The sequence below is a fragment of the Spirosoma liriopis genome (genome assembly GCF_023196085.1).
Lineage (GTDB): Bacteria > Bacteroidota > Bacteroidia > Cytophagales > Spirosomataceae > Spirosoma > Spirosoma oryzicola.
The window spans coordinates 136,732-160,879 of sequence record NZ_JALPRF010000008.1 but is presented as its reverse complement, the minus strand read 5'-3'; the positions used below and the strand labels follow the sequence as shown (position 1 = coordinate 160,879).

The window sequence follows — 24,148 nt, the reverse complement described above, 5'->3', positions numbered from 1 at the left end:
TATGAAATCCCTAAACGCCTTACTACTTACTGTTTTCGCGGGCAGTGCGCTGCTTTCGGGCTGCCAGAAGCGGGAGCATAGTGCCCCAACGTCGGCGGCCGATTCGACCAGTAGCTATTTAATCGACACGGTCCGAAGTATGCCGCCCCAGCAGCAATTGACGCTCAACGGGTCGGTCACGTTCGACCGGGACGATGTGATTCAGGTGTTTCCGCTGGTCAGTGGGAACGTCGAAAAAATCAATGCGCCCTTGGGTGCTTACGTGCAGAAAGGGCAGGCGTTGGCGACGATTCGGTCGGGCGATATTTCAACCTACGTCAACGATTACCAGGCCGATAAGGCGGATCTTGAAGTAGCCCTGCAAAGCGAAAAGAATGTGACGGCGCAGTACAAAGCCGGGTTTGCCTCGGAAACCGATTACCTGACGGCGCGCAGTGCGGTCAAAAAAGCGGAAGAAGAACTCAGCAAGTCGGCCAATATTCTGCGGGTCTACGGCGGCAGCAGCAGCTCGGGCAACCCGTATTTCACTGTAAAAGCGCCCATCGCGGGCTACGTTGTGCAGCGGGACGTCAACGCCGGGCAGGACCTACGCTCCGACAGTCAGAATCCCTTGTTTACCATTTCCAGTCTGAAACAGGTCTGGGTGATGGCGAATGTGTACGAGCAGGATATTCCGCTCGTTCGGCAGGGACAGCCGGTAACGGTTCAATTGTTAGCCTATCCGGACAAGGTATTCAAGGGCACCATTGATAACGTGAGCAGCGTGCTGGACGAGCAGGCCCGCGTGCTGAAAGTCAGGGTTGTGCTGGCGAATCCAAACGGGCTGCTCAAACCCGACATGTTTGCCACCGTCCATGCGCAGCTGAACAGTACCCCCAACGCCCAATCGCAGCTGGCCGTACCTCAAAAAGCCATCGTCTTCGACCGGGATCAGTACTACGTGGTTGTTCAGACCGCTCCGAATCAATACGCTGTTCGGGAAGTGGCCATCAGTCAGAATACAACCCGCTACGCATTCGTTACCGGCGGTGAATTAAAAGCCGGTGATCAGGTAGTGACGGAAGGTAGCCTGCTCATTTATAACGACTTAATGGGCTAAACTAATTTTGAATGAGTGAATGAGTGAATGAGCGAATATGGCTGGCGCAAGCTACTCTGCCGGATGGTATTCGCTCATTCACTCATTCACTCAATCATTCATTAAACTATGAATAGCTTCATCCGCAGGATTATCACGTTTGCGCTAACCAACCGGTTTGCTGTTTTTTTTGGTGTTTTTCTCATTGCCGTCTGGGGGGTGATCTCGTTTCTGAATACGCCCGTCGAGACGTTTCCCGATGTGACCAACACCAACACCATTGTCATTACGCAGTGGCCGGGTCGGTCGGCCGAAGAGGTCGAACGGTTCGTTACGGTTCCGCTCGAAACCGAGCTAAATTCCATTCCCCGTAAAACGACCCTGCGTTCGGTGTCGCTGTTCGGGCTGTCGGTCGTGACGATGATCTTCGAGGATGGGGTCGATAATTTTACCGCCCAGACCAACGTCTCAAACCGGGTTGCGGGCGTGACCCTGCCCGAGGGAGCCGAAGCCGAAGTGCAGCCACCCTACGGCCCCACCGGTGAGATTTACCGGTTTACGCTGGAAAGCAAAACAAAGGACGTAACCGAACTAAAAACCATTCAGGACTGGGTCATCGACCGGCAGATCAAGAGTGTTCCGGGTATTGCCGACGTGGTGAGTTTCGGCGGAAAAGTAAAGACCATCGAGGTCAGTCTGAATCCAACCTTGCTGACGAATTACGGCTTTTCGGCGCTCGATGTTGACGAGGCTATTCAGCAAAGCAACGTCAACGTAGGCGGGGATATTATCAAAAAAGGCAATCAGGCGCTGGTCGTTCGCGGCATTGGTTTGCTGACCAAGCCGGAAGACGTCGCGGGTATTATCATCGACAACGTCAACGGGGTACCCATCAAAGTGCGGGATGTAGCGACGGTCAAGGAAGGGTTTCAGCCCCGGCTGGGCATCGTCGGGCGCGACAAACAGGACGACGTGGTGGAGTGCATCGTAGTCATGCGGAAAGGCGAAAACCCCAACGAGGTTATCCCGGCCCTGAAAGCAAAAATTGAGGATCTCAACACGCGCATTCTGCCGAAAGATGTCAAAATCAAGACGTTCTACGACCGAACGACTCTCAACAATTATACGCTCCATACGGTCGGTGAAAACGTAGTCGTGGGGATTGTCCTGGTTACGTTTATCCTGCTGATTTTCCTGGCTGACTGGCGGACTACGCTGACCGTTGCCATTGTAATTCCCCTGGCGCTGTTGTTCGCCTTTATCTGTCTCCGACTGCGGGGTATGACGGCTAACCTGCTGAGTATCGGGGCGCTGGATTTTGGGATCATCATCGACGGGGCCGTAGTGATGGTCGAGGGGCTATTTGTGATGCTGGCCCACCGGGCCGAAAAACTGGGTATGACCAAATTCAACGGGCGGGCTAAACTCAGCTGGATCGCGCATACGGCGACCGAAATGGGGAAATCCATTTTTACGTCCAAGATCATTATCATCACGGCGCTGCTGCCCATTTTCACCTTCCAGAAAGTGGAGGGTAAGTTGTTTAGTCCGCTGGCGTGGACCATGGGTTTTGCGCTGCTGGGATCGTTGGTCATTACCCTCACGCTGATTCCGCTGCTTTGCAGCCTGCTGCTCAGGAAGAACGTAAAGGAACGGCGCAACCCACTCGTCGAAGGCCTAACCAAGATTTACCGACCTGCCTTGCAATGGGCCATTCGCAAGCCACGCACCATTATTGGCATCGCATTAAGTAGCCTTGTCTTCTCGCTGTACGTATTCAGCGTGCACATAGGGTCGGAATTTTTACCCCAGCTCAACGAAGGGTCCATCTACGTACGGGCTAGTCTGCCGTATTCCGTATCGCTAGACGAGAGCTATTCGTACACCCGAAAGCTACGGGCCATCTTCAACGAGTTTCCGGAGGTGCGGGGCGTTATCTCGCAGACCGGCCGACCCAACGACGGGACCGACCCAACGGGGTTCTTCAACAATGAGTTCTTTGTGGATTTGTACCCAAGGGAGGAATGGACCCGGTCGATTACCAAGGAGGAGCTGGTCGAGCAAATGCAGCAGAAGCTGACCCGGTTCAAAGGCATTTCCTTTAACTTCTCCCAGCCCATTTCAGACAACGTGGAAGAAGCCGTTTCGGGCGTGAAGGGGTCAATGGCCATAAAAATTATTGGCGACGATCTGACCACGCTGGACAAGCAGGCTACCGAAACCTTCAACGTCATGAAGCAGATTCGGGGCGTCAGTGACCTGGGTGTCTTCCGTAACCTGGGGCAACCCGAGTTTCGCATTACGCTTGACCCGCAAAAACTGGCTTTGTACAACGTACCCACGCGGGATGCGCAATCGGTGATTGAAACAGCGGTCGGTGGAAAAACCGTAACGCAATTTTACGAGGGTGAGCGGAAGTTTGATATCAAAGTTCGCTATGATGAGCGGTTCCGATATACGCCCGAACAGATCGAGAATTTGCTGATCCCGTCGCGTTCGGGCAGTAAAATTCCGCTCAAAGAGCTAGCCTTCATCGGAACCCATACGGGGCCAGCCTTTGTGTATCGCGAGGGAAACTCCCGCTTTATCGCGATTAAGTTTTCCGTCCGTGGCCGCGATCTGGGAAGTACCATTGCCGAAGCCCAGGAGAAAGTGGCTCAGACGGTCAAGCTACCCGACGGGTACCAGATCCGTTGGGCGGGCGAATTCGAAAACCAGACGCGGGCCGAACGGCAACTGGCGATTGTTGTGCCCATCAGTATCACCATCATATTCCTGATTCTGCTGTTCACCTTCAGCAGTGCCATCGATGCGGCCGTTATCATTCTCAATGTACCCTTTGCCCTTATTGGCGGTATACTAGCCCTGTGGCTGACTGGTTTCAATTTCAGCATCTCGGCCGGGGTGGGGTTCATTGCCTTATTTGGCGTCTCCGTGCAGGATGGGGTCATTCTGGTGAATCGGTTCAAAGAAAACCTGCGGAATAAGATGCCTATGCTCGAAGCCGTGCGGGAGGGGGCGCTCTCGCGCGTCAGGCCCGTCGTCATGACCGCTCTGATGGCTTCGCTGGGTCTGCTGCCAGCCGCCCTATCCACGGGCATTGGTTCCGAAACGCAGAAGCCGCTGGCCATCGTCGTTATCGGCGGACTCATTACCTGCACCATTCTTTCGCTGCTAATCCTGCCCGTTGTCTACAACCTGATTTACAGACACATCGACAGGCAACGGATGAAAAAAGAAAAGGCCAGACTCACCTCAGACATAACGGTATAAAACACGGAAAAATGCTCAGATTCCAATTTTCGGTAACCACGTTTTGTCTGACGGCCGGGTTAGCCTGCTCTACTGGCGAATTACTGAAAGCACAACCTGTTGCTGGCAACGAAACACCTGTCAACGGCTTTATCGAAACGGGGGGCTTCGTCGTGAATGGAGCTATGCCGTTCTGGTTTCGGGCGAATCAGTCCGGCATAGTACCGCTATCCGGGTCAACAGGGCAGTTGCGAATGGGCTTGTACCGAGACAACTACCGCGTTGATCGTAGGGATAGTTTGATAAGGCCAAAAAACATTGACTGGGGGTATGGCTTTGAAGTGGTAGGCAACACTGGGCAGCAAAATCAGCTGATACTACCCGAAGGCTACCTGGGTGTACGCTGGAAACAGTTTGAAATTTACGCGGGCCGCCGACGGGGGATGGTTGGTCTGGTCGATACGTTGCTTACGTCAGGGTCGTATGCCTGGTCGGGTAACGCCTTACCCATACCCAAAATCCAGATTGGCACCATTGGCTATGTTCCTATTGGCCTCACAAAGGGTTTCGTAGCGATCAACGCCTTTTTCAATCATGGCTGGTTCTCTTCGGGATTTGTCAGAAACAGTTACCTGCACCAGAAGGCAATCTACGTCCGTCTCGGAAAGCCTACCGCTAAGGTAAACCTGTATTTCGGAGGAAACCAGGAAGTTCAATGGGGTGGATTTGCGCCAAGTTTAGTGGGAGTGCCTGGCTTGTCGGACAATATGGACGGGCGTTTTGCGTCGGATTTAGACGCTTTTTACCGAGTCATTACGGCCACATCTGGCACCGGCTACGTTCCTCCGCAGGGTGTCATCTCGATAGATCAGGGGAATCGAATCGGTAACCACCTGGGGTCATTTGACGGCGGTATTGAATTAAAAATGAAAGGATACAAGGTGTTCGCGTATCGGCAGAATCTGTACGAGACCGGGGCACTGTTTTATTTGACGAACATCACTGATGGCTTACATGGCATTCGCATTCAACGGTCGCAACCAAATCGGCGTCCATTTTCAGTTGATCGCTTCCTTCTAGAGTTCTTCAATTCAAAAAGTCAGGGCGGTCCAGAGTTTGTGATTGATGACCCGCAACGACGAGGACGAAACAACTACTTTAATCACTCACAATACCAGGACGGTTGGACGTACCAGGGCCGTACTATTGGAACGCCATTCCTAACCGCAAGGGGAGAAGCTAATCCTTCTTTGCCCCAAAATTACCCAATCACGAATAACCGGGTATCGCTGTGGCACATGGGCCTCGCGGGGAAAATAGGGCAGCAAGTAAACTGGCTAACAAAGCTGTCATACAGCCAGAACTACGGGACTTATGACTTTCCCTATCCAGCCGGTACGAATCAATTGTCGGTTCTGTTGATGCTCAACGCTTCCGTACAACTCCCTGTCTTGAAAAGCTGTCAACTTAATTCGTCGTTCGGATTGGATACGGGTAACCTGCTACCCAATTCGTACGGGTGTTACTTCGGCGTCCGAAAAGCTCTCTTCGACGACGTTAATTATCGTACAAGAAAAAAATAGCATTACAAATTGAACTAGGTTTCGCTTCGAACTTATATGCTGCTAACTGCAATTGACAGCTATCAAAAATAAGCATCTCATAAAATGCTCCCGATTGAGATGAAAGCATATTTCGGTGTGAGCAGCTTAAATGGAAGATACTATGACATTCTTACCCCAAACTTGCCGCTAACCCCTGATAACGGCTTACGGCGACCGATTAACTGATACCAAAAAGGTGCCGGTGTAAACACCGGCACCTTTTTGGCACATGCATCTCGTGGTTAGAATGAACTCACCCGCAGCCGGTCGCCGGTTACGGTCTTGCCCGACAGTGAATTGGTAGCAATTCCAGCGTTTAGAATCGCTGACTTGATCTGTGAAGCCGTAGCCGATGGATTGATTGATTTGTACAAAGCGATCGCTCCTGTTACGTGTGGCGTCGCCATCGACGTACCGCTGTAGGCACCGTAGGCTGGTGTTGTTCCGGTGTACGGCAACGTCGACTGGATATTTGATCCGGGTGCGCCAATGTCAACCGTTTGCGCGCCGTAGTTCGAGAAGCCCGACAGAGCACCCGACGACGTGATTGATGCAACGGCGATTACATTGGCATTCGTATAGTTGGATGGGTAGTTTGGCGTAGCGTCGTTATTATCGCCCACGCCATCACTACCGCCGTTACCAGCAGCAGCCACGAACAGGATACCTGCGTTGTTAGCCCGACCAATCGCGCTTTGCAGCGACTGTGAGTAGCCACCACCGCCCCACGAATTGTTACTAGCTACGATGTTTAGTCCGTGACGTGTTTTCAGGTCGGTCAGGTAGTCGATGGCTTTGATAGCCGCCGTTGTCGATCCACCACCGGAACCCAAGAACTTTAGCGAAATCATTTTTACGTTCCAGCAGACACCCGCTACACCCGCACCATTGCCGCCACGGGCACCGATCGTACCGGCAACGTGCGTACCATGGTCGTCACCCGTACCATCGTATACGCTGGCGTCGTTGGCGGCAAAGTCCCAACCATTTACGTCGTCGATGTAGCCGTTACCGTCATCATCAACACCGTTTACTGTTTCGTATGGATTTACCCAGGCGTTGGCGCTCAGATCAGCATGTGTCGTCATGTACCCTTCATCGATAATGCCGACGATAACCGAGCTCGATCCGGTTTTGTTGTTTGCCCAGGCTGTTCCGGCTGCGCTGCCAAACTGGTTGGTAGGAGATGTAGACGGACCGTACATACCCCACAGCGAGCCGTTGGTATACAAGGGGTCATTAGACGTAGCCTGGTGGGTATAAATGAAGTTGGGCTCGGCAAATTCCACGCCCGGCACGCCATTCAGCAGGGTCAGCACCTGCGCGATTTCTCTGCTTGTTTTTACCCGCAGAATGCCGTCACTGATACCAGCATCCTGCATTGTTTTAGTCAAAATCGTTTCGGCAACGGTACCACCAATCAGGTTAAGGATAGGCAGGCGGCCAACGGCGCTCAACCCGTTGGAGAACTTGATCAGCACTTCCCCCGGCACGTATTGCTCACCAGTTGCCAGACGCGCACCCGCCATTGTGTTCACCGGCGTTGGCGTTTCGATATCAAGGTCAGACTTACAATTGCTAACAAGGAAGCCTGTTGCCAGCACAGCCATTGCCATGCCCAAACGATTCATTACAGATTTCAGCATAACTATTGGTCTTAGAGTTGATTAACTGTATTTTTAATTGGTATTTAATTTTACAACAATACGTTGTTCTGCCTAGTGTAGATTCCCTACTATATATATTAATTTTTTTACATAATTACATATTTAATGTATCTCATTGATTAACAATAGACTACATCAGCTACCTCTCAGTAAATTTTTTTTAAAAATTTTGGCACTAAGGCAACGAGTACCCCTATTTGGGCACGTCAACCATATACCAAGCCACCTTTACCGCCCGGCTGGTTTGACGAGAAGATCATCGGCTGATTATTGAACTGCTGAGAAACACGCGTTAGAATTGGTGGGTACTAGTTGCTAACCGAGTTTGTTGTTAGCCATAAATTGTAGGCGCAGAGAACGATGAATCATATTGCACCGAAATCGGCTATATGACTCAGTTGACTTAGTCTCATGAAAAGCTCCTATCTGAGAAAAGATTAACAGCGGTTCGTTAGGCGCATATGCATCCGATAACTTTGATCTACCTTCTCCTCATTACTAGTAATTAGGGCTACGATTACGTCTTGGTTTACCAAACTATAAGGACATGACTGCTTTTTGGCGATTGGTATTCAGACCCTAGATGCCAGTCCCTTGCGTAGTAATGTATAGGAACGGGAAGCAGCAATAAAGGGTTGATTCCCTTTTATTAAACAAAGGGATAATTCCTTACGGAAAGTGGACCACAAAATAAGTAACTGCAATTTGGCCGCTAGCTACAGTAGTCTATCGGCTTGATCGGCCTGAACTCTCTACTGTTGAACAGTTCTGAAAATGGGCCATCGGAGCGGACGACTGTAAACAGGCTCGTGGATTTACTTCTTTTCATCAGCCGGAATGGCAGTGGCTCGCTCGGGCGATTAATGCTTATAATATGGTTCGTCCTCAAGCATCGTTAAATTACTTACCGCACCGACGGACCGGGTCCCATTAGATGAATCAACATAAGCCTAAGCTGCACTGATATCCGTACAAGAAAGGGCGGTACGGAAATGCATGATATGGAGCCGTATTTGACTAATTTTAATTTCAGCCTACCACTATCCGTAACATACGCGAGGAGAATTTATCTATCTGCAAACCTATAAATTTCCATCAACTCTTGCTTTATCAACGTTTTTCCTGATGAAATCGCTGATACAACAGAGGGCTTCGGCCGGTTACAAGTTTAAACTTCTTGTAAAAACAGGTAAAGTTGTTGAACCCGCTTTCATAGCAGATCTGCTTAATGTTCATCCTGTCCTCGATCAATAGCTTACAGGCATGCCCAACCCGGATCTCTAGCAAAAATTGTGAGTAGGATTTTCCTGTTCGCGATTTGAAATACCGGCAAAACGAATTAGGCACAAGACCGACCAGTGAAGCTATTTCTGGCAGCCGAATCTTTTCGTAGAAATGGGTAAGCGTGTAATTATAAATCGTGTTAAGTCGTTCATTTTCTGTCTCGGAGGCTTCGTACTGAAAACCCAGCGACGCCAAATAACTACTCTCGTCCGTTTCGCCAGCCGCCAACATGCATTCCATCAGCCCAATGATTCGGTAGGGATCGTCAGCCTGACAGAGTTTTTCCATTAACCCAGCCACTCGCTGACCGACGATACCTGATAAGGATAAGCCCCGACGAGCTCGGTCCAATGTGGTCTTAAGCGATTTATTCTCAGGCAGGGCTAGGAACTGGTGCCCCCAAAAATCTTCCGTAAAGTGAATAACCGTAGAGTAGGGTAGCCGACAGGCTTTTAACTGACCCGGCTCGGTTTCGTCCCGATCATAATACCAATAATGGGGTAAGTTCGCGCCTACCAACACCACATCGCCAGCTTTAAATCGGCGAATACTATCCCCGACGAACTGCGTACCGCTCCCCCGGTGAAAGTAAATCAGCTCGACTTCCTTGTGACAATGCCAACGGTTATTGATGTTCGGTATCAGCTCCTGACGAACACTAAAGGACCGGTTTGGGGCCGTGGTTACTTGTAACAGCTGCGGTTTCATAGCAATATGTTATTAGGGAATTACGCAGAATGTCTCTTTTCTGGTTAAAATAGCTTACAATATTGATAAGTTCCTAATTAATCATCAATAAGAAACATATGTTCTTTGTGGAGCCAGAAAGCACATTGCCTGTTTCCATGAACCCAGCCCAGAACCGCTTCGCCATTGTCATTATTACCGTACTTTTTTTCCTGTGGGGTTTTGCGCTCAACCTGAACCCAATCCTGATTCCCCACCTCAAAAAAGCCTGCCAACTATCGGACGCCCAATCGGCGCTGATCGACTCGGCTTCCTACATCGCGTATTTCGTAGTTGCCCTGCCAGCGGGTCTGTTTGTTCGGCGGTACAGTTATAAGGCGGGTATCACTCTGGGTTTGCTTCTGTTTGCGTTCGGTACGTTTCTGTTTTACCCCGCAGCTGAGCAGCGGCAGTATAGTTTGTTTCTGGTGGCGCTGTTTGTGATTGCCACTGGGCTTACGCTGCTGGAAACGTCGGCCAATCCGTACATGCTGGTGCTGGGACCAGCTGAATCAGCCACGCAGCGGCTCAATTTTGCGCAATCGTTCAACGGACTAGCGGCTTTCCTGGCCCCGCTGCTGGGTGGTACGTTTATTCTGTCCGGGCGTACGTTGTCCGCTAGTGAGCAGCAGGCTATGTCGCCTGAGCAACTAGACACGTATTTACAGGCCGAGGCTTCGTCGGTTCAGTTGCCCTTTCTTATTATCGGCATGATCGTGCTGGTTGTCGCTGTTCTCATCATCGCGACTCGCCTACCGGCTATTCAGGAAGACGATGCGTCGTCACAGGCAGCTACCGGTTCGCTGCTGAGCCAGAAGAATTTGTGGCTGGGCGTTACGGCGCAGTTTTTCTACGTGGGTGCCCAGGTTTGTGTCAGCAGTTTCTTTATTCGGTTTGTTAATCAGGTAGCGGGCATCGGCGAAAAAACGGCGGCTTTTCTGTTATCGGGAGCCTTGCTGGGCTTTATGATCGGCCGCTTTCTGGGTACGTTTCTAATGCGCTTCATTGCTCCCCCTCGTTTGCTGGCCCTGTACAGCGTGTTCAATGTCATACTGCTAATCGTTGCCGTACTCAGTCGGGGTATGATTCCTGTCTATGCCCTTATTGGCGTTGAGTTTTTCATGTCGATCATGTTCCCAACCATTTTTGCCCTAAGCATTCGAGATTTGGGGTCAAAAACCAAAGTAGGTTCGTCGTTTGTCATCATGGCCATCGTGGGCGGGGCTGTATTCCCAGTGATTATGGGACATGTCTCCGACCTGAGCACGATGCAAATTGCTTATTTGGTACCGACCGTTTGCTTTTTACCCATTCTTTACTTCGCCGTAAAAAACTTTTCGGTGAAGCGAGTAACGTTAATGGCTTCTCATTAATCGGTAGTCCTGAAAGCCCTGCAGGTCTCCGGCAGGGCTTTTTTTCTACTCAGATAATTCTCAAAAAATATGGACTTACAATTAGCAGACAAAGTCATTCTCGTGACGGGTGGTGCCAAAGGAATCGGTGAAGGCATTGTCAACGTGTTGGCGGCCGAAGGGGCTATCCCGGTCGTTATTGGCCGAAACGAAGCCGACAATCAGCAGGTAGTCGACGCTCTGAAAACGGCTGGCAAGCAGGCGTTTCAGGTCGTTGCTGAACTAACCAGACCGGAGGATTCCGAGAAAGCGGTCAACGCCGTTCTCGCCCAATTTGGCCGAATCGACGGGCTGGTGAACAATGCCGGAGTAAACGATGGTGTCGGTCTGGAATCAGGGGATTACAACCGGTTTATTGCCTCGCTCCACAAAAACGTGGTGCATTACTACCTGATGGCCCATTACTCCCTTCCCGCGCTCAAAGCGTCGAAAGGCGCGATTGTCAACATCACGTCGAAAACAGCCGATACAGGTCAGGGAAATACATCGGCCTATGCAGCGGCTAACGGCGGACGCAATGCGCTGACCCGCGAATGGGCCGTCGAACTGCTGAAATACGGCATTCGGGTCAACGCCGTCGTGGTGGCCGAATGCTGGACGCCGTTGTACGAACGCTGGATTCAGTCGCTACCCAATCCAACCGACAAACTAGCGTCCATCACCGCGCACATTCCGCTGAAAAACCGGATGACAACCGCCGAAGAAATTGCCAATACAACGGCCTTCTTACTATCGAACCGTTCCAGCCACACCACCGGTCAGCTGGTCTACGTCGATGGTGGATACGTTCACCTCGACCGGGCACTGGCCAATGCGGAATAAATCGATGAACAGCTTACGTTGTACAGCCCCCGGTCAGCTTGCCTACGGTGTCGAAGCGATGCCCGACCTTCGACCAAACGAAGCCATTGTCCGCATCAAACGCATCGGCATCTGCGGAACCGATCTGCACGCTTACGAAGGCACGCAACCGTACTTTTCGTATCCCCGCATCCTGGGCCACGAACTGGCCGGCGAAGTCGTCGCGATTGATGGTACGACCACCTTTACGCTAGGCGAAGCGGTGACCATCATGCCGTATTTTCACTGTGGCAGCTGTATCGCCTGCCGATCGGGCAAACCCAACTGCTGCCAGCAGATGCAGGTATGTGGCGTGCACGTCGACGGGGGGATGCGCGAGTACCTGTCCGTCCCCACGTCTTCGCTTCTGCCCGGCAACGGCCTGAGCTTTGACGAACTGGCGCTGGTTGAGCCCCTGGCGATTGGGGCGCATGGCGTGCGTCGGGCCGCCGTTCAACCCGGTGAGCACGTCCTGGTGGTTGGCGCCGGGCCCATCGGTTTGGGGGTTATGGAGTTTGCCCGCATTGCCGGTGGTATCGTTACAGCGCTGGATATCAACACCAACCGGCTGGACTTTTGCCAGCAGCAGTTGCAGGTTCCGCACGTCGTTGACGCCCGCAGCGAAAACCCGATCAAGCAGATTCGGGCCATCACCAACGGCGACATGCCCACGGTCGTCATCGACGCAACGGGGAGTCTAAAAGCCATCGAACAGGGTTTTTCGTACCTGGCCCACGGTGGCCGCTACGTGCTGGTCGGGCTTCAGAAAGGCGAGATTTCTGTTAGTCACCCCGAGTTCCACAAACGAGAAGCGACGCTGATGAGTAGCCGTAACGCGACACGGTCGGACTTTGACCACGTCATGATTGCGCTGGCAATTGGTCAGATAAACCCGCTTACATACATCACGCACCACGTTTCGTTCGAGCAGGTGGCCGATGCGTTCGCAAGCTGGCTCGATCCTACTAGTGGTGTCATCAAAGCGATGATCAGTATCGACTGATGCTATTTTTACGAGAATCCAGTTGAAAATGTCCCCCCTGAAGGGGCTCTGTTCGCAGTGAGTATAGCCCCCTTATTGAATTGTATCAAATAACTGACGAAATGAGCCTACTATCGTGGTGTCGGGTTTGAGAACCCGACACCACGACGTAAATCAATGAGGGGGCTGGGGGTAATTGACCGTTTACGTAACCTATAAACCACTAACCAACATAATCATGCTATCAAGAAGACATCTGCTGAAAGGACTGGCCAGCGCTGTACCTGCCTGGTATCTATCCAAAGTAGAAGGGCTGGCGTTCCCAAATGCTCCGCTGGTAGCCGGTGAGCCTATGGCAACCGGTAAGTTCAAGCCAACCTGGCAATCGCTGGCTCAATATCAGGTACCCAACTGGTACCGCGATGCCAAATTCGGCATCTGGGCGCACTGGGGTGCACAGTGCCAGCCCGAAGCTGGCGACTGGTATGCCCGCGAGATGTACGACGAGGGTAGCGGAAAGTACAATTTCCACCTGAAGAAATACGGTCCTCAGTCCAAATTTGGGTTTAAGGACGTCATCAACGAATGGAAGGCCGACAAGTGGAATCCGGATCAGTTGCTGGCGTTGTATCAGAAAGCGGGGGCGGAATACTTCGTCGCGATGGCGAACCACCACGATAATTTCGACAACTACGACAGCAAGTACCAATCCTGGAATTCGACCAAGCTGGGTCCGAAAAAAGATTTGATCGGCGGCTGGGCCAAAGCAGCCAAAAAACATGGCCTGCGCTTCGGCGTCAGCGTCCACGCGGCTCACGCCTGGAGCTGGTACGAAACAGCGCAGCGAGCCGACAAGAAGGGCCCCTACGCCGGTGTTCCGTACGACGGGAAGCTAACCAAAGCCGATGGCAAAGGTACCTGGTGGGAAGGTTACGACCCGCAGGAACTGTATGCCCAGAATCACGCCCTGAGTGAAGGGAGCGAGAAAACCTCGAATATCCACAAACAGTGGGACTGGGGTAACGGAGTCAGCGTACCATCCAAGGAATACTGCGAGAAATTCTACAACCGCACGGTCGATCTGATCAACAAATACAGCCCCGATCTGGTGTATTTCGACGATACGGCGTTGCCACTCTGGCCCATCAGCGATGCCGGTCTGCGGATTGCGGCCCACCTCTACAACAACAGCATGAAACGGCACGGGGGGAAGCTGGAAGCGGTGCTGAACGGAAAAGTGCTTACGCCCGAACAGCAGAAGTGTATGGTGTGGGACATCGAGCGCGGTCAGTCGAACCAGATTGAACCCTTCGTCTGGCAAACCGATACGTGTATCGGCAGCTGGCACTACAACCGGCATATTTACGAAAACAACGAGTACAAAACGCCCAAAACCGTCATCCACACGCTGGCCGACGTGGTGAGCAAAAACGGCAACCTGCTGCTGAGCGTACCCGTGCGCGGAGACGGCTCCATCGACGAAAAGGAGACCGCCATCGTGGAAGGCATTGCCAGCTGGATGGCGGTGAACCGGGAAAGCATCTTCGGTACACGGCCGTGGAGCGTGTTCGGCGAAGGACCGGCTATCGAATCGGCCGCGCCCCTGAACGCGCAGGGTTTCAACGAAGGAAAAGGCAAACCCTTTGGAGCCGAAGACATCCGCTTCACGACAAAAGGCAATGCCCTCTACGCCATTGTGATGGGGTGGCCCACGGACGGAAAAGTGCGCATCAAAACACTACGTTCCGGGAATACCGCGCTGAAGCATAGTGTCAATAAGGTGCAGTTACTCGGGCACTCGGAGAGTCTGTCGTTCACCCCTACGGGCAACGCCCTGGAAGTGACGCTCCCCAATCGTAAGCCCAGCGACTACGCCCACTGCCTGAAAATTACGTAGCGTATCAAGTCGAAATAGAAGTGCCTATCCATCATTTAGTCACCGTTCCCTATGTCGTTACGGATCATTCTCTTTCTAATATTATGGAGCGGTAGTTTGGTCGTACCGCTGACGACGTCCCAAGCCCAGGGACCGGAAAAACGGCCCGCCCCTACCGCCGACCAAAGCTACCGCAATCCCATTTTGCCTGGTGATTTTCAAAACACGGACGTTATCCGGGTAGGCACGACATACTACTACATATCGGCGACGAAAGAGTTGTCGCCGGGCATGCTGATTATGGTCTCCAAAGACCTGGTCAACTGGAAACCGATAGGCCACGCGGTCAATGACCTGACGCAGATTCATCCACGCTACAACTGCGACCGGATGGAAGGCAACAGCCGGGGTATCTGGGCGGGCTCGATCCGTCATCATAACAATCGATTCTACGTTTATTTCACCGACCCTGATTACGGGCTGTTCGTTACAACGGCCACCCGCCCCGAAGGCCCCTGGTCAAGACTGACGCCGATAAAAAAGGAAGCAGGCTGGGATGACCCCTGTCCGTTCTGGGATGACAACGGTCAGGCTTATCTGGTGATGACCAGCTTTGCCGACGCCTACAAGATTCGTCTGTTCAGAATGCGTAACGATAGTAAAGCCCTACTCGACACGGGAACGGTGCTGTACCAGGGCAAGGGCAGCGAAGCCAACAAGCTGTATAAGATTAACGGCTACTACTACCATTTTTACAGTGAAGTGACGGGCGAAGGCCGAATTCCCTTCATGGCCCGTGCCCGCACGATCCAGGGGCCGTATACAGAACGTCGCCAACTGATTCACAAAGCCGAAGGCGAACCCAATCAGGGTGGGCTGGTGCAAACCACCGGGGGGCAGTGGTATTTCGTTACGCACCACGGGAACGCCTACTGGTGTGGCCGCGAGGCTAGTTTACTACCCGTAGTCTGGCAGGATGGCTGGCCCCTGTGGGGAAAACCGGGCGCCGACGGCATCGGAAACATGGTCTGGTCCGCCGAAAAGCCACGTCAAACCGGCCCGATCGACACCTTGCAGACCAGTGATGAATTTTCGACAGCAACACTATCGCCCCAATGGGAATGGTATTTTCAGCCACGGCCCGACAAGTGGTCGTTGACGGAAAACCCCGGTTTTCTGCGCCTGTACGCCTGCAAACCGTTACAAACCGACCAGCTTACGAAGACGACCAACGTACTGACGCAACGCCCGCTACGGACCGACAAAAACGTCGTTACAGTGAAGATGGACATCTCGCATATGGTAAACGGGCAGGCAGCGGGGGTAGCCTTGTTTGGCAAGACGACAGGTCGTATTCACGTCAGGCGATCAGACGCGGGCTTTCGGTTTATATGTGACCAGCCTGCTACATCAACCGCCATTGAAGCGATCGACTCGCGGGCGCAGTACGTTTGGTTTCGGGCAAGCTGGAACAAAGCCGGCGAAGCGCACTTTTCGTACAGCACCAATGGTCAGCACTTCGAGGAGTTGGGGCAGGTCTATCAGATTACCAATTTCGGCAATTACCTGGGTGCCAAGCTTGGCCTATACACGGTAAACGACAGCGCTGACAGTGGCTTTGTCGACATCGACTGGTTTCACTATCATACCGACCGGCCGTGAGTATTGCCAGTCAATCGGCTCCCCATTTTCGGATGTGATTACCTTGGAAAGGGACGGGACCGCCCGCCCGGATCATTCACGGTTCGACTCGGAGTCAGGTACGATTTGTGGTCAGTTGCAGCTCAGCCAAATCCCGCTTAGCTCATTTTGCGGGAGGGTTTGGTGAACCAATCAGCTATGATGATGGTAACGGCGACTGCGAACCTACCCCGCTTGCCAGTTCTCTTTACCCCATTCTAAAAACCAGACCACTCAGGATCAGGACTAAAGGACGTTTGGCTAACGTTCCAAGCGCTTAACAGTGCAATGCGGCCACGTCGGCACTGGTCATTATCAGCCGCGCGCTGGCAATTGTAGCCGTATTACATAAAAATTTATACATTTGCGCTTGTTTAAAATTAGTCTAAATAAGTATGAATCGAATTTTAGTTTTTCTCCCACTGTTGATTTCACTACATGTCGTAGCCCAAACCGGCACCATCCGAGGAACCATTACGACATCGAACGGTAACCCTGCCGGGTTTGTAACTGTTCGGCTGGACAAATTCAGTACGGGAGTCGTAACAAATGCAACTGGTAGCTATACGATCGAAAACGTGCCGGGAGGTCTCCATACGGTTACCGCTAGCTTCGTTGGCTACAACACCCAAACAAAGGAGATAACTAGTACAGATGGACAAATCGTTACCGTTGACTTCGTGCTCACTGAGGCAGAAGCTAATTTGTCTGAAGTAGTCGTTTCAGCAAGCAGAACCAAGGAGTCGATTGACGGAATCCCTTCTTCGGTAGCGGTAATAGGCCTTAAAACCTTGCAGGACAATCTTGACATCACGACTAACCTTGGCAGTATACTGGAAAATCGTGTACCGGGCCTTGCGCCAAGTGCTGGATTGAGCAGCAATTTTGGGCAGACACTTCGCGGCCGTAACATGCTGGTGATGGTAGACGGCGTACCACAATCTACACCCTTACGAAACGGGGGCATGGATATCAGAGCTTTAGACCCTTCGGTAATCGAACGAGTTGAAGTAGTAAAAGGAGCCACGGCCATCTATGGAAATGGCGCTGCGGGCGGTTTGATCAACTACTTTACCCGTAATCCTAAAACCGGAAAGCTCATCAATAGCCATACTACTATTGGCACGAGCGGCTCATTGACCAATAAGGCCAACAGTATGGGTGGGCGTGTCAGCCAGCTACTATATGGTGATAAAGGGAAATTGAGTTATGTGCTGGGGGGCGTATATGAGCAAACCGGTGAGCAAAAAGACGCAGCTGGTGACGTATTACCCCCTATCTATGGCCTTGGCGAGACCGATTCATACAACGCTTTCGCAAAAATTGGGTATCAGCTGACGAACCAGCATAAGGTACAGGCTACGTATAACGTTTACAGCAGCAGACAAACGACCAACTATCTCACGGTAAACGGTGATTACAAGAATGGTATTAAGACGTCGGCAAAACTGGGCGAAAGCCAGGGTGTCCCGCAGGGAGTAAGAGGAAATCATAACCTGAACATTTTGTTTACAGGAAATACAGGCGTCGCCAATACCTCCTACGATGTATCGGCCTATTACCAGAGTGTAGACAACGTATTTTTCTATTCGACAGCATTTGTCGATGGCGGTGTGTCCAGGGTTTTGTCCAAAAAAAAGGGCGTTCGACTGGTACTCAATACACCTCTGAAACTATCGACCGCAGATGCCAGCCTAACGTATGGTCTGGACGCCCAACGCGATATTACGTCGCAACCCCTAGTAGATGGACGAATTTGGGTGCCCGAAATGAACATGCAAAACATGGCTCCCTTTGCCCAGGCAAGAGTGACATTTTTTGAAAAGCTGATCCTAAAAGGAGGGCTACGCTACGAAAAAGTACGTATTAGTGTCGATGATTATAACACGCTTCCTTCGGTAAATGTACTATCAGGTGCCGTAACGCCATCTATTAAGGTAAAAGGCGGTGATTTGGCGTATAATCCACTGGTTTTCAATCTAGGACTTCGCTATAATGTCTCTCCCTATTTCTCGCCTTATATCAGTTTCTCGCAAGGGTTTACCGTGTCCGATGTTGGATTGGCGCTTCGTGCTGCCCGAGTAGACGACGTAGCCAAGATCAACACCAAAGCTGTTATTGTTGACAGTTATGAAGCTGGATTTGTCAGTAAGATAGGTACGCTGCGTTTTGAAGCTATTGGTTATGTTAGTGAGTCCAGCCTGGGATCGAACAGCGTATTCCAAAATGGTTCATTTATCGTAGTCCGGGCTCCTGAACGCATTTATGGGCTGGAACTTACGGCCGACGCACAACTAACAAAAAACCTGCGGGCCGGTCTCAATTACAGCTACGTCGAAGGAAAACTGGATGCCAACGACGACAGGAACTACAATGGCCCGGAGGACGAATACCTGCCCGGCGCACGCATAGCCCCGCCCATGCTTACCGGAAATATCAATTATACCCTTTTGCCGAATAAACTGAACCTTTTGCTCCAATATACGGGGATTATGAAACGCAATCGTTTTGCCAAAAACAGCAACAATTCATACGATTATTCAAAAGGTCCCGTCAAGGCGTATAATCTGTTTAGTACCGCCATCAATTACCAGTTTTCCCAGAGCACCTCATTAAGCCTGGGCATAGAAAATCTATTCAATGAAGACTATTATCCAGCGCGTTCGCAATGGACAGCCTTAAATGATAACTACATAAAAGGTAGTGGCGCAGCGTATCGATTAACCCTACATATAAAAATGTAAGGGGTTTACAGCTAACAGGGGCCTGGATGTTATACCCAGAAGTTGGCCAAAATTGTGTACTGATCGAATGAAGAACGGGCTACGAAGGTAGTGGGGTGTCGAATCCCTCTTACCTACCGTAGCCCGTGCACTTGCTCAGCGAAGCCGGGTAACCTCCGTACTACGCAGTATACTTTTCGCTTCGAAAAAGTGGTACTGTCTATCACCCCAATCATTCACCCATTATGAGCAAAAGCCAATTAGCCGTTAAAAAAGCTCGTTTCAGGAAGCGTTAGTTAAACTTGCCATGCAAGCCGCCGTATAAGAATCGATTAAAACAGCAGCTACTACTTGGTATCAGTCGACTTTTTTCCAGGTAAAACGCTGGCCATTCTCCTTGGTAACGCAGCGAACTACCCGACCAGCCGTATCACGCTGGAACGTCAGTCGACTGTTCTACTTCTGCGGAAAAAAACGGTCCGCGCTACTGGCAAGCAAGGCCAATTCCGGTAGTTGATCCTTATGGTGTCCCAGCGAATACAGCTGTCCATCCCGGAGAACGATATCCATTTCGTAACCGCCTGGTTGATCCGCCACGTAGCAACCGATGTACTGCCTCAGCAGTTTTGGTGCTAAGTGTATCTCCGGCCTGGGTAGCCACAATTCATCGGGCATTTCAAAGACAATCACCGATAAGCTTTACACACCTGGAAAGACGGAATCCGCATAATTGCCGAAATTATTGACCAAAACGATCGTTAGGTGTTCCGCTGGATAGTAGACAAATTCCGACATAAAGCCGGGATAGCCACCACTGTGACGCAGGGAAGGATTCCCCCCAAATTGGCCAGTATACCAGCCATAGCCGTAGCCATTACGACGGGGTGCGAAAGCCAACTGCCAGGAACGGGCCGACAGAAGTTGCCGGTTAGCGACGGTTTTTGCCCACCGTAGCATGTCACCTGTCGTGCTGTAAAGCCCGCTCGCAGCACACAAATTTAAATATTGCACGGGTGTCGGTCCATAGAAGTGTCTGTGGGTCAACATTGGAGAGGCACCTACCTAGACGTTGCATTACTCCGGCATTGACGGGTTTGCCTACGAAGAAGGCTTCGAATATACTCTAACGGTCAACCAGAAACAGGTTGAAAATCCGCCGATGGATGGATCCAGCATTCGCCACACGTTAGTGAACGTCGTTGAAAAGACCAAACGCTGAAAGCGTTCTACTCAGTCAGCCTCTAAGTTGACCGATCCATCTGCCCACCCAGTCCAAAGAGTCCAAACGTAAATACAGTGCTATCCGTTGTGGTAGGCGTGTAAAGTAGCCATGCGTTCAACCGTGACGATCCGCCTTACCAACTGAGGTAGTACGCTGAAACAGGGGTAATCTTTTAACTAGCTATCTTGTTTCGGCTCTAACATATGGCCAGCAGCAATAATCCAGTCAGAATAAGAACCTCGCAAAAGGTAGGAGTCACCAGCACGTATTGCCGTTCCTAATGTGTATCCACCGTTTCTATGCAAACGTCAAACTAATCTGCACGTATTTATACTGCAGGTAAAGGATAGACTGTTTGGTTGGCGGGGTCGGCAAAACTAATCCGACACGAGCATCCGATCCGAGCTATTTTTTGTTATTCTGATAACAGAGGGATGGTCGCGATCAGGCACCAAAGGCCATTTACGAAGGTCCTTCCGTTGTCAGAACGGGAAGTAATGCCTCAAAACTCCTACAGTTGATCAAACAGGTATATTATTTACTCACTTCACTAGCGTAGCGATACGTGAAAGCGTCAACGTCGATCAAACCGGTATCAGCGGTCAGGTTGTAGTTGAATATGCCCAGCCGATCGCCCCGGTAACTGCCCCAGACGAGTTGCGTTTTCGTTCCTATTGGCGTGAAGTTTTTGCCGTCGGTGCTGTAGAAGTACTGGTTTATGCCGTCGAACCCCCAGGATGATTGCAGCCAGATCGTTTTCCCATTAATTGCTGGCCCCGTCGAATCGGTATCGTTAACGGTGTACACCAGGTACCGTTTACCAGCCTGTTGTTTTATGCCCAGCGCGCTATAGCTGGCCGTCGACAGATGCGTCAGGCCGGCATGTTGCCCGTTCGCCATGCCGCTCACGTCAAGTTTTACGGTGGCTACGTTCGATTTCGTCCGCATGCTGCGCTGGGTGATCGTGTTGCCAACTCGGAGCAAAACTTTTTTCGGATTCTGAGGATCGATTGGCTGAAAGGCATGCAGCCGAAGAAAGCCCCGCCGGTCGGTCAGCGACCATTTGTCGGACCGGGGTTGGTAGTTCCACTCCCATTGGGACAGTAACCTGGTGCTGGTAAACGCATCGTCGGTCTGCATGCGCAAGGGATTGCCTTTACTGGTGATCGGCTTCTTGGCCGACCACACCATTTTCCCGATGCCGTCAGCTCCTACTGCCCCCATGATAGGCCAGCCGTCAACCCAGGTTACGGGCAGTAAACTGGCTGCCCGCCCTTCCCAATCGCCGGTACCGTGATGGGTAAAGAACCACCACGCACCGTTTGGCAATTGCATCAGGCCACCCTGATTGGGTTCCTTGTCGGTTGCTGCGTTGACGTGGTTGAGTTGGCGGATTTCCCAGGGTCCGTGTAGGCTTTTGGACCGCTCCATCATCATCACCCGCCCTTCCTTGTTGACCTCACTAAAGTAGTGGTAATAAAGGCCGTTGATTTTGTAGAGCTTGTTAGCCTCACTTCCCTGCGACTGGTGAATGATGGTATCCGACTCCATGATCAGGCTCTTTCCGTCAGGGGTCATCTTGAACAGGTGGATGTTGTACTTTTTGCCGTTTTTCGGATCAAGTCCAAACTGAGTAGCGACGAAATAAAGTTGCCCGTCGTCGTCGCGGAAGGAACAGCAATCGTCCCAGCCCTGCACCTTCCAGAGCTGATGAATAGGTTCCCAGGGGCCGGCCGGATTGGTAGCACTGCTCATAAAGAAGCCATCATCCGGCGTACCGAAATACACCCAGAACTTATTGTTGTAATACCGAATCGACCCCGCCCATATACCTTTCCCGTAACTGTTCATTTTATCCCAGTTGAGGTCGGGACTTATCCGCGTGAGATCGTCGGCAACGTGACTGAGCAACTCCCAGTTGACCAGGTCTTTGGAGTGCAGGACCGCCATGCCGGGCGAATATTGCATGGTGGATGAAATGGCGTAATAGTCATTGCCGACGCGAATGGCGTCCAGATCACTGAAATCACTGGGGATGACCGGATTACGGTACGCTCCGTTCCCCTGATCGCCCCATTGTTCCGTTTGTTGCCCCCTTGCGTTCAGCCCGAAAAGCGACAGCAACACCAGCACTGAAAGTACGCTTAACCTAGTCATGTTTATTCCGTAATTGATAAAATCACTTGCCGCCTTCGGGTAATCAATTCCTTCATTGTGAATCGATCAGCGACAAAACAACCACCGCCAGTCAAGCTGGCTGACAGCCGGTCCGTATTCAGCCGATAGCAGCTTCGGCTGGTTGTTGATTCAGGTGCATCGCCAGCGTCGACGAAACCCCTTGCTCCATAAACCGGAGCAGGTACGCGCTAACAGCAGTCTCAAATCCAGGCAATTCGGCCAAGTTCTCCCCCCACAGCGCCTTATTTCGTAACACCATTGCGACGACCTGTTCAGGCGACGATTGTGCCCACAGGTTAGCAAAGTAAGTGGCTTCGCTGTCCTGAATTACGTACCGTTCCCCCGCCCGATTACCGTAGCAAACGCCATCGTCCAGCCGCTCCCCTCGCATGAACAACAGGTAAGCTGCGAACCCAAACGCCATGCTCAGGGGTGGTTTCGCCTGAGTCCGATAATACTGCATCAGCGTCGGCACGTTTCGCAGTTTCATTTTTGCCGTGTATTGCACGGTAATTGCCAGCCACCGGTGCTCGATGTACGGGTTTCGGAAACGATCCTGCGTCTGCTGACTGAATTGCGCAGCCGCTTGGCCATCCACGGCATACGGGATACCGGGCGTCAGTTCCGCCGTCATCAATCGATCGACATAAGCCGCGACATCCGGGGTTTCCATGGCTTCCCGAACGGTATTGCACTCGGCCAGGTAGGCCACGCCACAGCTTAGTGTATGTGTCCCATTCAGGAGCCGGAGCTTCAACTCCCGAAACAGATCGATATCGGGCTGAATAACGACGCCTTCGTCAGCTTGCGCAAAGGAGAGTTTGGCTTTAACCCGTTCGTCACCTTCAATCGCCCAGAGTTTGAATGACTCCGTGACAATCAGCAGCTCATCCTGGTAGCCGAGTTGGTCAGTCAACGCTTGGTGCGTCGCTTGATCGGGTTTACCCGGCACAATGCGATCGACCAGCGAATTGCAGTAGGTATTGGCGCTATCGAGCCAGTCGATAAATGACTCTTCCAGACCATTGTAAACCGCAAGCTGCCGAACGATTGCCCGTAACGTCTCCCCGTTTTTTGGAATCAATTCCGTGGGAACGATAATCAATCCTTTCTCCCGATCGCCATCGAAGGCCTGGTAACGGGCGAGCAATACGGCCAGTAATTTACCCGGAAACGAGTTTGGCGCGCCTTGCCCAATCGACTCCGCCACATACTGAATACCGACTTCCGTTGTATTGGACAGGATTAGCTGCAAATCGGGGCTCGCGGCTACCTGTAGCACTTCCGGCCAGGCGTGGTCGGCAACCAAAACCCGGCTGATGGCCGAACAGCGTACATTTTCTTCAATTGTCTGCCCGTTGGCTACCCCTCGAATGCACAGGGTGTACCGGTTGTTCTGGTTAGCAAACGAAGCGACGTCGCCACCACTGGTCGATTTAACGACGACAATCCGACCATTGAACACGCCCTGCCGGTTCGCTTTGTCGATCAGATAATCGGGCAGTCCGCGTAGCAGCACGCCCGTTCCAAATTGTAACACACGTTCAGGCAGTTGCTCTGTTTGCGGATCGTCGGGCCATAATTGGTTTGTCGGCAGGTCTGTCGGTGCTGGCATATTCATAGC

The 24,148-nt window shown here is 51.7% G+C and carries 16 protein-coding genes; 10 read left to right on the top strand and 6 right to left on the bottom strand.

Annotation, left to right across the window (positions count from 1 at the left end):
* Position 1 precedes the first annotated feature (1 nt).
* The 3 genes from M0L20_RS26660 (at position 2) to M0L20_RS26650 (ending at position 5,913) form a co-directional block, all read left to right on the top strand.
* On the top strand, positions 2–1,099 hold the full coding sequence (locus M0L20_RS26660) for an efflux RND transporter periplasmic adaptor subunit (RefSeq protein WP_248480261.1): 1,098 nt from the start codon (positions 2–4) through the stop codon (positions 1,097–1,099).
* A gap of 108 nt (positions 1,100–1,207) precedes the next feature.
* On the top strand, positions 1,208–4,351 hold the full coding sequence (locus tag M0L20_RS26655) for an efflux RND transporter permease subunit (protein WP_248480260.1): 3,144 nt from the start codon (positions 1,208–1,210) through the stop codon (positions 4,349–4,351).
* A gap of 11 nt (positions 4,352–4,362) precedes the next feature.
* Complete coding sequence (locus M0L20_RS26650; protein ID WP_248480258.1) at positions 4,363–5,913, top strand: capsule assembly Wzi family protein; 1,551 nt, start codon at positions 4,363–4,365, stop codon at positions 5,911–5,913.
* A 263-nt stretch (positions 5,914–6,176) separates the two neighbouring features.
* On the opposite strand, the gene M0L20_RS26645 is transcribed toward M0L20_RS26650, so the two are convergent.
* On the bottom strand, positions 6,177–7,580 hold the full coding sequence (locus M0L20_RS26645) for a S8 family peptidase (protein ID WP_248480256.1): 1,404 nt from the start codon (positions 7,578–7,580) through the stop codon (positions 6,177–6,179).
* Between the two features lie 1,131 nt (positions 7,581–8,711).
* Positions 8,712–9,593 carry an AraC family transcriptional regulator gene (locus tag M0L20_RS26640; RefSeq protein ID WP_232563501.1) on the bottom strand — a complete coding sequence of 294 codons (882 nt, stop codon included), beginning with the start codon at positions 9,591–9,593 and terminating at the stop codon, positions 8,712–8,714.
* Positions 9,594–9,730: 137 nt separating this feature from the next.
* Between M0L20_RS26640 and fucP the strand changes: the two genes are divergently transcribed.
* From fucP to M0L20_RS26610, 6 genes are all read left to right on the top strand, one after another.
* On the top strand, positions 9,731–10,984 hold the full coding sequence (gene fucP / locus M0L20_RS26635; RefSeq protein ID WP_248480291.1) for an L-fucose:H+ symporter permease: 1,254 nt from the start codon (positions 9,731–9,733) through the stop codon (positions 10,982–10,984).
* A gap of 69 nt (positions 10,985–11,053) precedes the next feature.
* Positions 11,054–11,845, top strand: coding sequence for an L-fucose dehydrogenase (locus M0L20_RS26630; protein WP_248480254.1), 792 nt, complete (start codon positions 11,054–11,056; stop codon positions 11,843–11,845).
* Positions 11,846–11,849: 4 nt separating this feature from the next.
* Positions 11,850–12,866 carry a zinc-binding alcohol dehydrogenase family protein gene (locus tag M0L20_RS26625; protein WP_248480253.1) on the top strand — a complete coding sequence of 339 codons (1,017 nt, stop codon included), beginning with the start codon at positions 11,850–11,852 and terminating at the stop codon, positions 12,864–12,866.
* Positions 12,867–13,083: 217 nt separating this feature from the next.
* Positions 13,084–14,742 (top strand): alpha-L-fucosidase, encoded by a 1,659-nt coding sequence (locus M0L20_RS26620; RefSeq protein ID WP_248480251.1) that lies wholly within the window; start codon positions 13,084–13,086, stop codon positions 14,740–14,742.
* Between the two features lie 51 nt (positions 14,743–14,793).
* Positions 14,794–16,383 carry a glycoside hydrolase family 43 protein gene (locus M0L20_RS26615; protein ID WP_248480249.1) on the top strand — a complete coding sequence of 530 codons (1,590 nt, stop codon included), beginning with the start codon at positions 14,794–14,796 and terminating at the stop codon, positions 16,381–16,383.
* A gap of 413 nt (positions 16,384–16,796) precedes the next feature.
* On the top strand, positions 16,797–19,145 hold the full coding sequence (locus M0L20_RS26610) for a TonB-dependent receptor (protein ID WP_248480247.1): 2,349 nt from the start codon (positions 16,797–16,799) through the stop codon (positions 19,143–19,145).
* A 435-nt stretch (positions 19,146–19,580) separates the two neighbouring features.
* Here M0L20_RS26610 and M0L20_RS26605 read toward each other — a convergent pair whose 3' ends face one another.
* On the bottom strand, positions 19,581–19,799 hold the full coding sequence (locus tag M0L20_RS26605; RefSeq protein ID WP_248480246.1) for a hypothetical protein: 219 nt from the start codon (positions 19,797–19,799) through the stop codon (positions 19,581–19,583).
* A gap of 24 nt (positions 19,800–19,823) precedes the next feature.
* A complete protein-coding gene (locus M0L20_RS26600) occupies positions 19,824–20,135 on the bottom strand; it encodes a serine hydrolase (protein WP_248480245.1) in 312 nt (103 codons plus the stop codon).
* A 58-nt stretch (positions 20,136–20,193) separates the two neighbouring features.
* On the opposite strand from M0L20_RS26600, the gene M0L20_RS30425 reads away from it, so the two are divergent.
* Positions 20,194–20,343 (top strand): DUF4377 domain-containing protein, encoded by a 150-nt coding sequence (locus M0L20_RS30425; protein ID WP_354004293.1) that lies wholly within the window; start codon positions 20,194–20,196, stop codon positions 20,341–20,343.
* Positions 20,344–20,880: 537 nt separating this feature from the next.
* Here M0L20_RS30425 and M0L20_RS26595 read toward each other — a convergent pair.
* Positions 20,881–22,503 carry a glycoside hydrolase family 43 protein gene (locus M0L20_RS26595; RefSeq protein WP_248480244.1) on the bottom strand — a complete coding sequence of 541 codons (1,623 nt, stop codon included), beginning with the start codon at positions 22,501–22,503 and terminating at the stop codon, positions 20,881–20,883.
* A 118-nt stretch (positions 22,504–22,621) separates the two neighbouring features.
* On the bottom strand, positions 22,622–24,145 hold the full coding sequence (locus M0L20_RS26590) for a tagaturonate reductase (RefSeq protein ID WP_354004292.1): 1,524 nt from the start codon (positions 24,143–24,145) through the stop codon (positions 22,622–22,624).
* Positions 24,146–24,148: the final 3 nt, after the last annotated feature.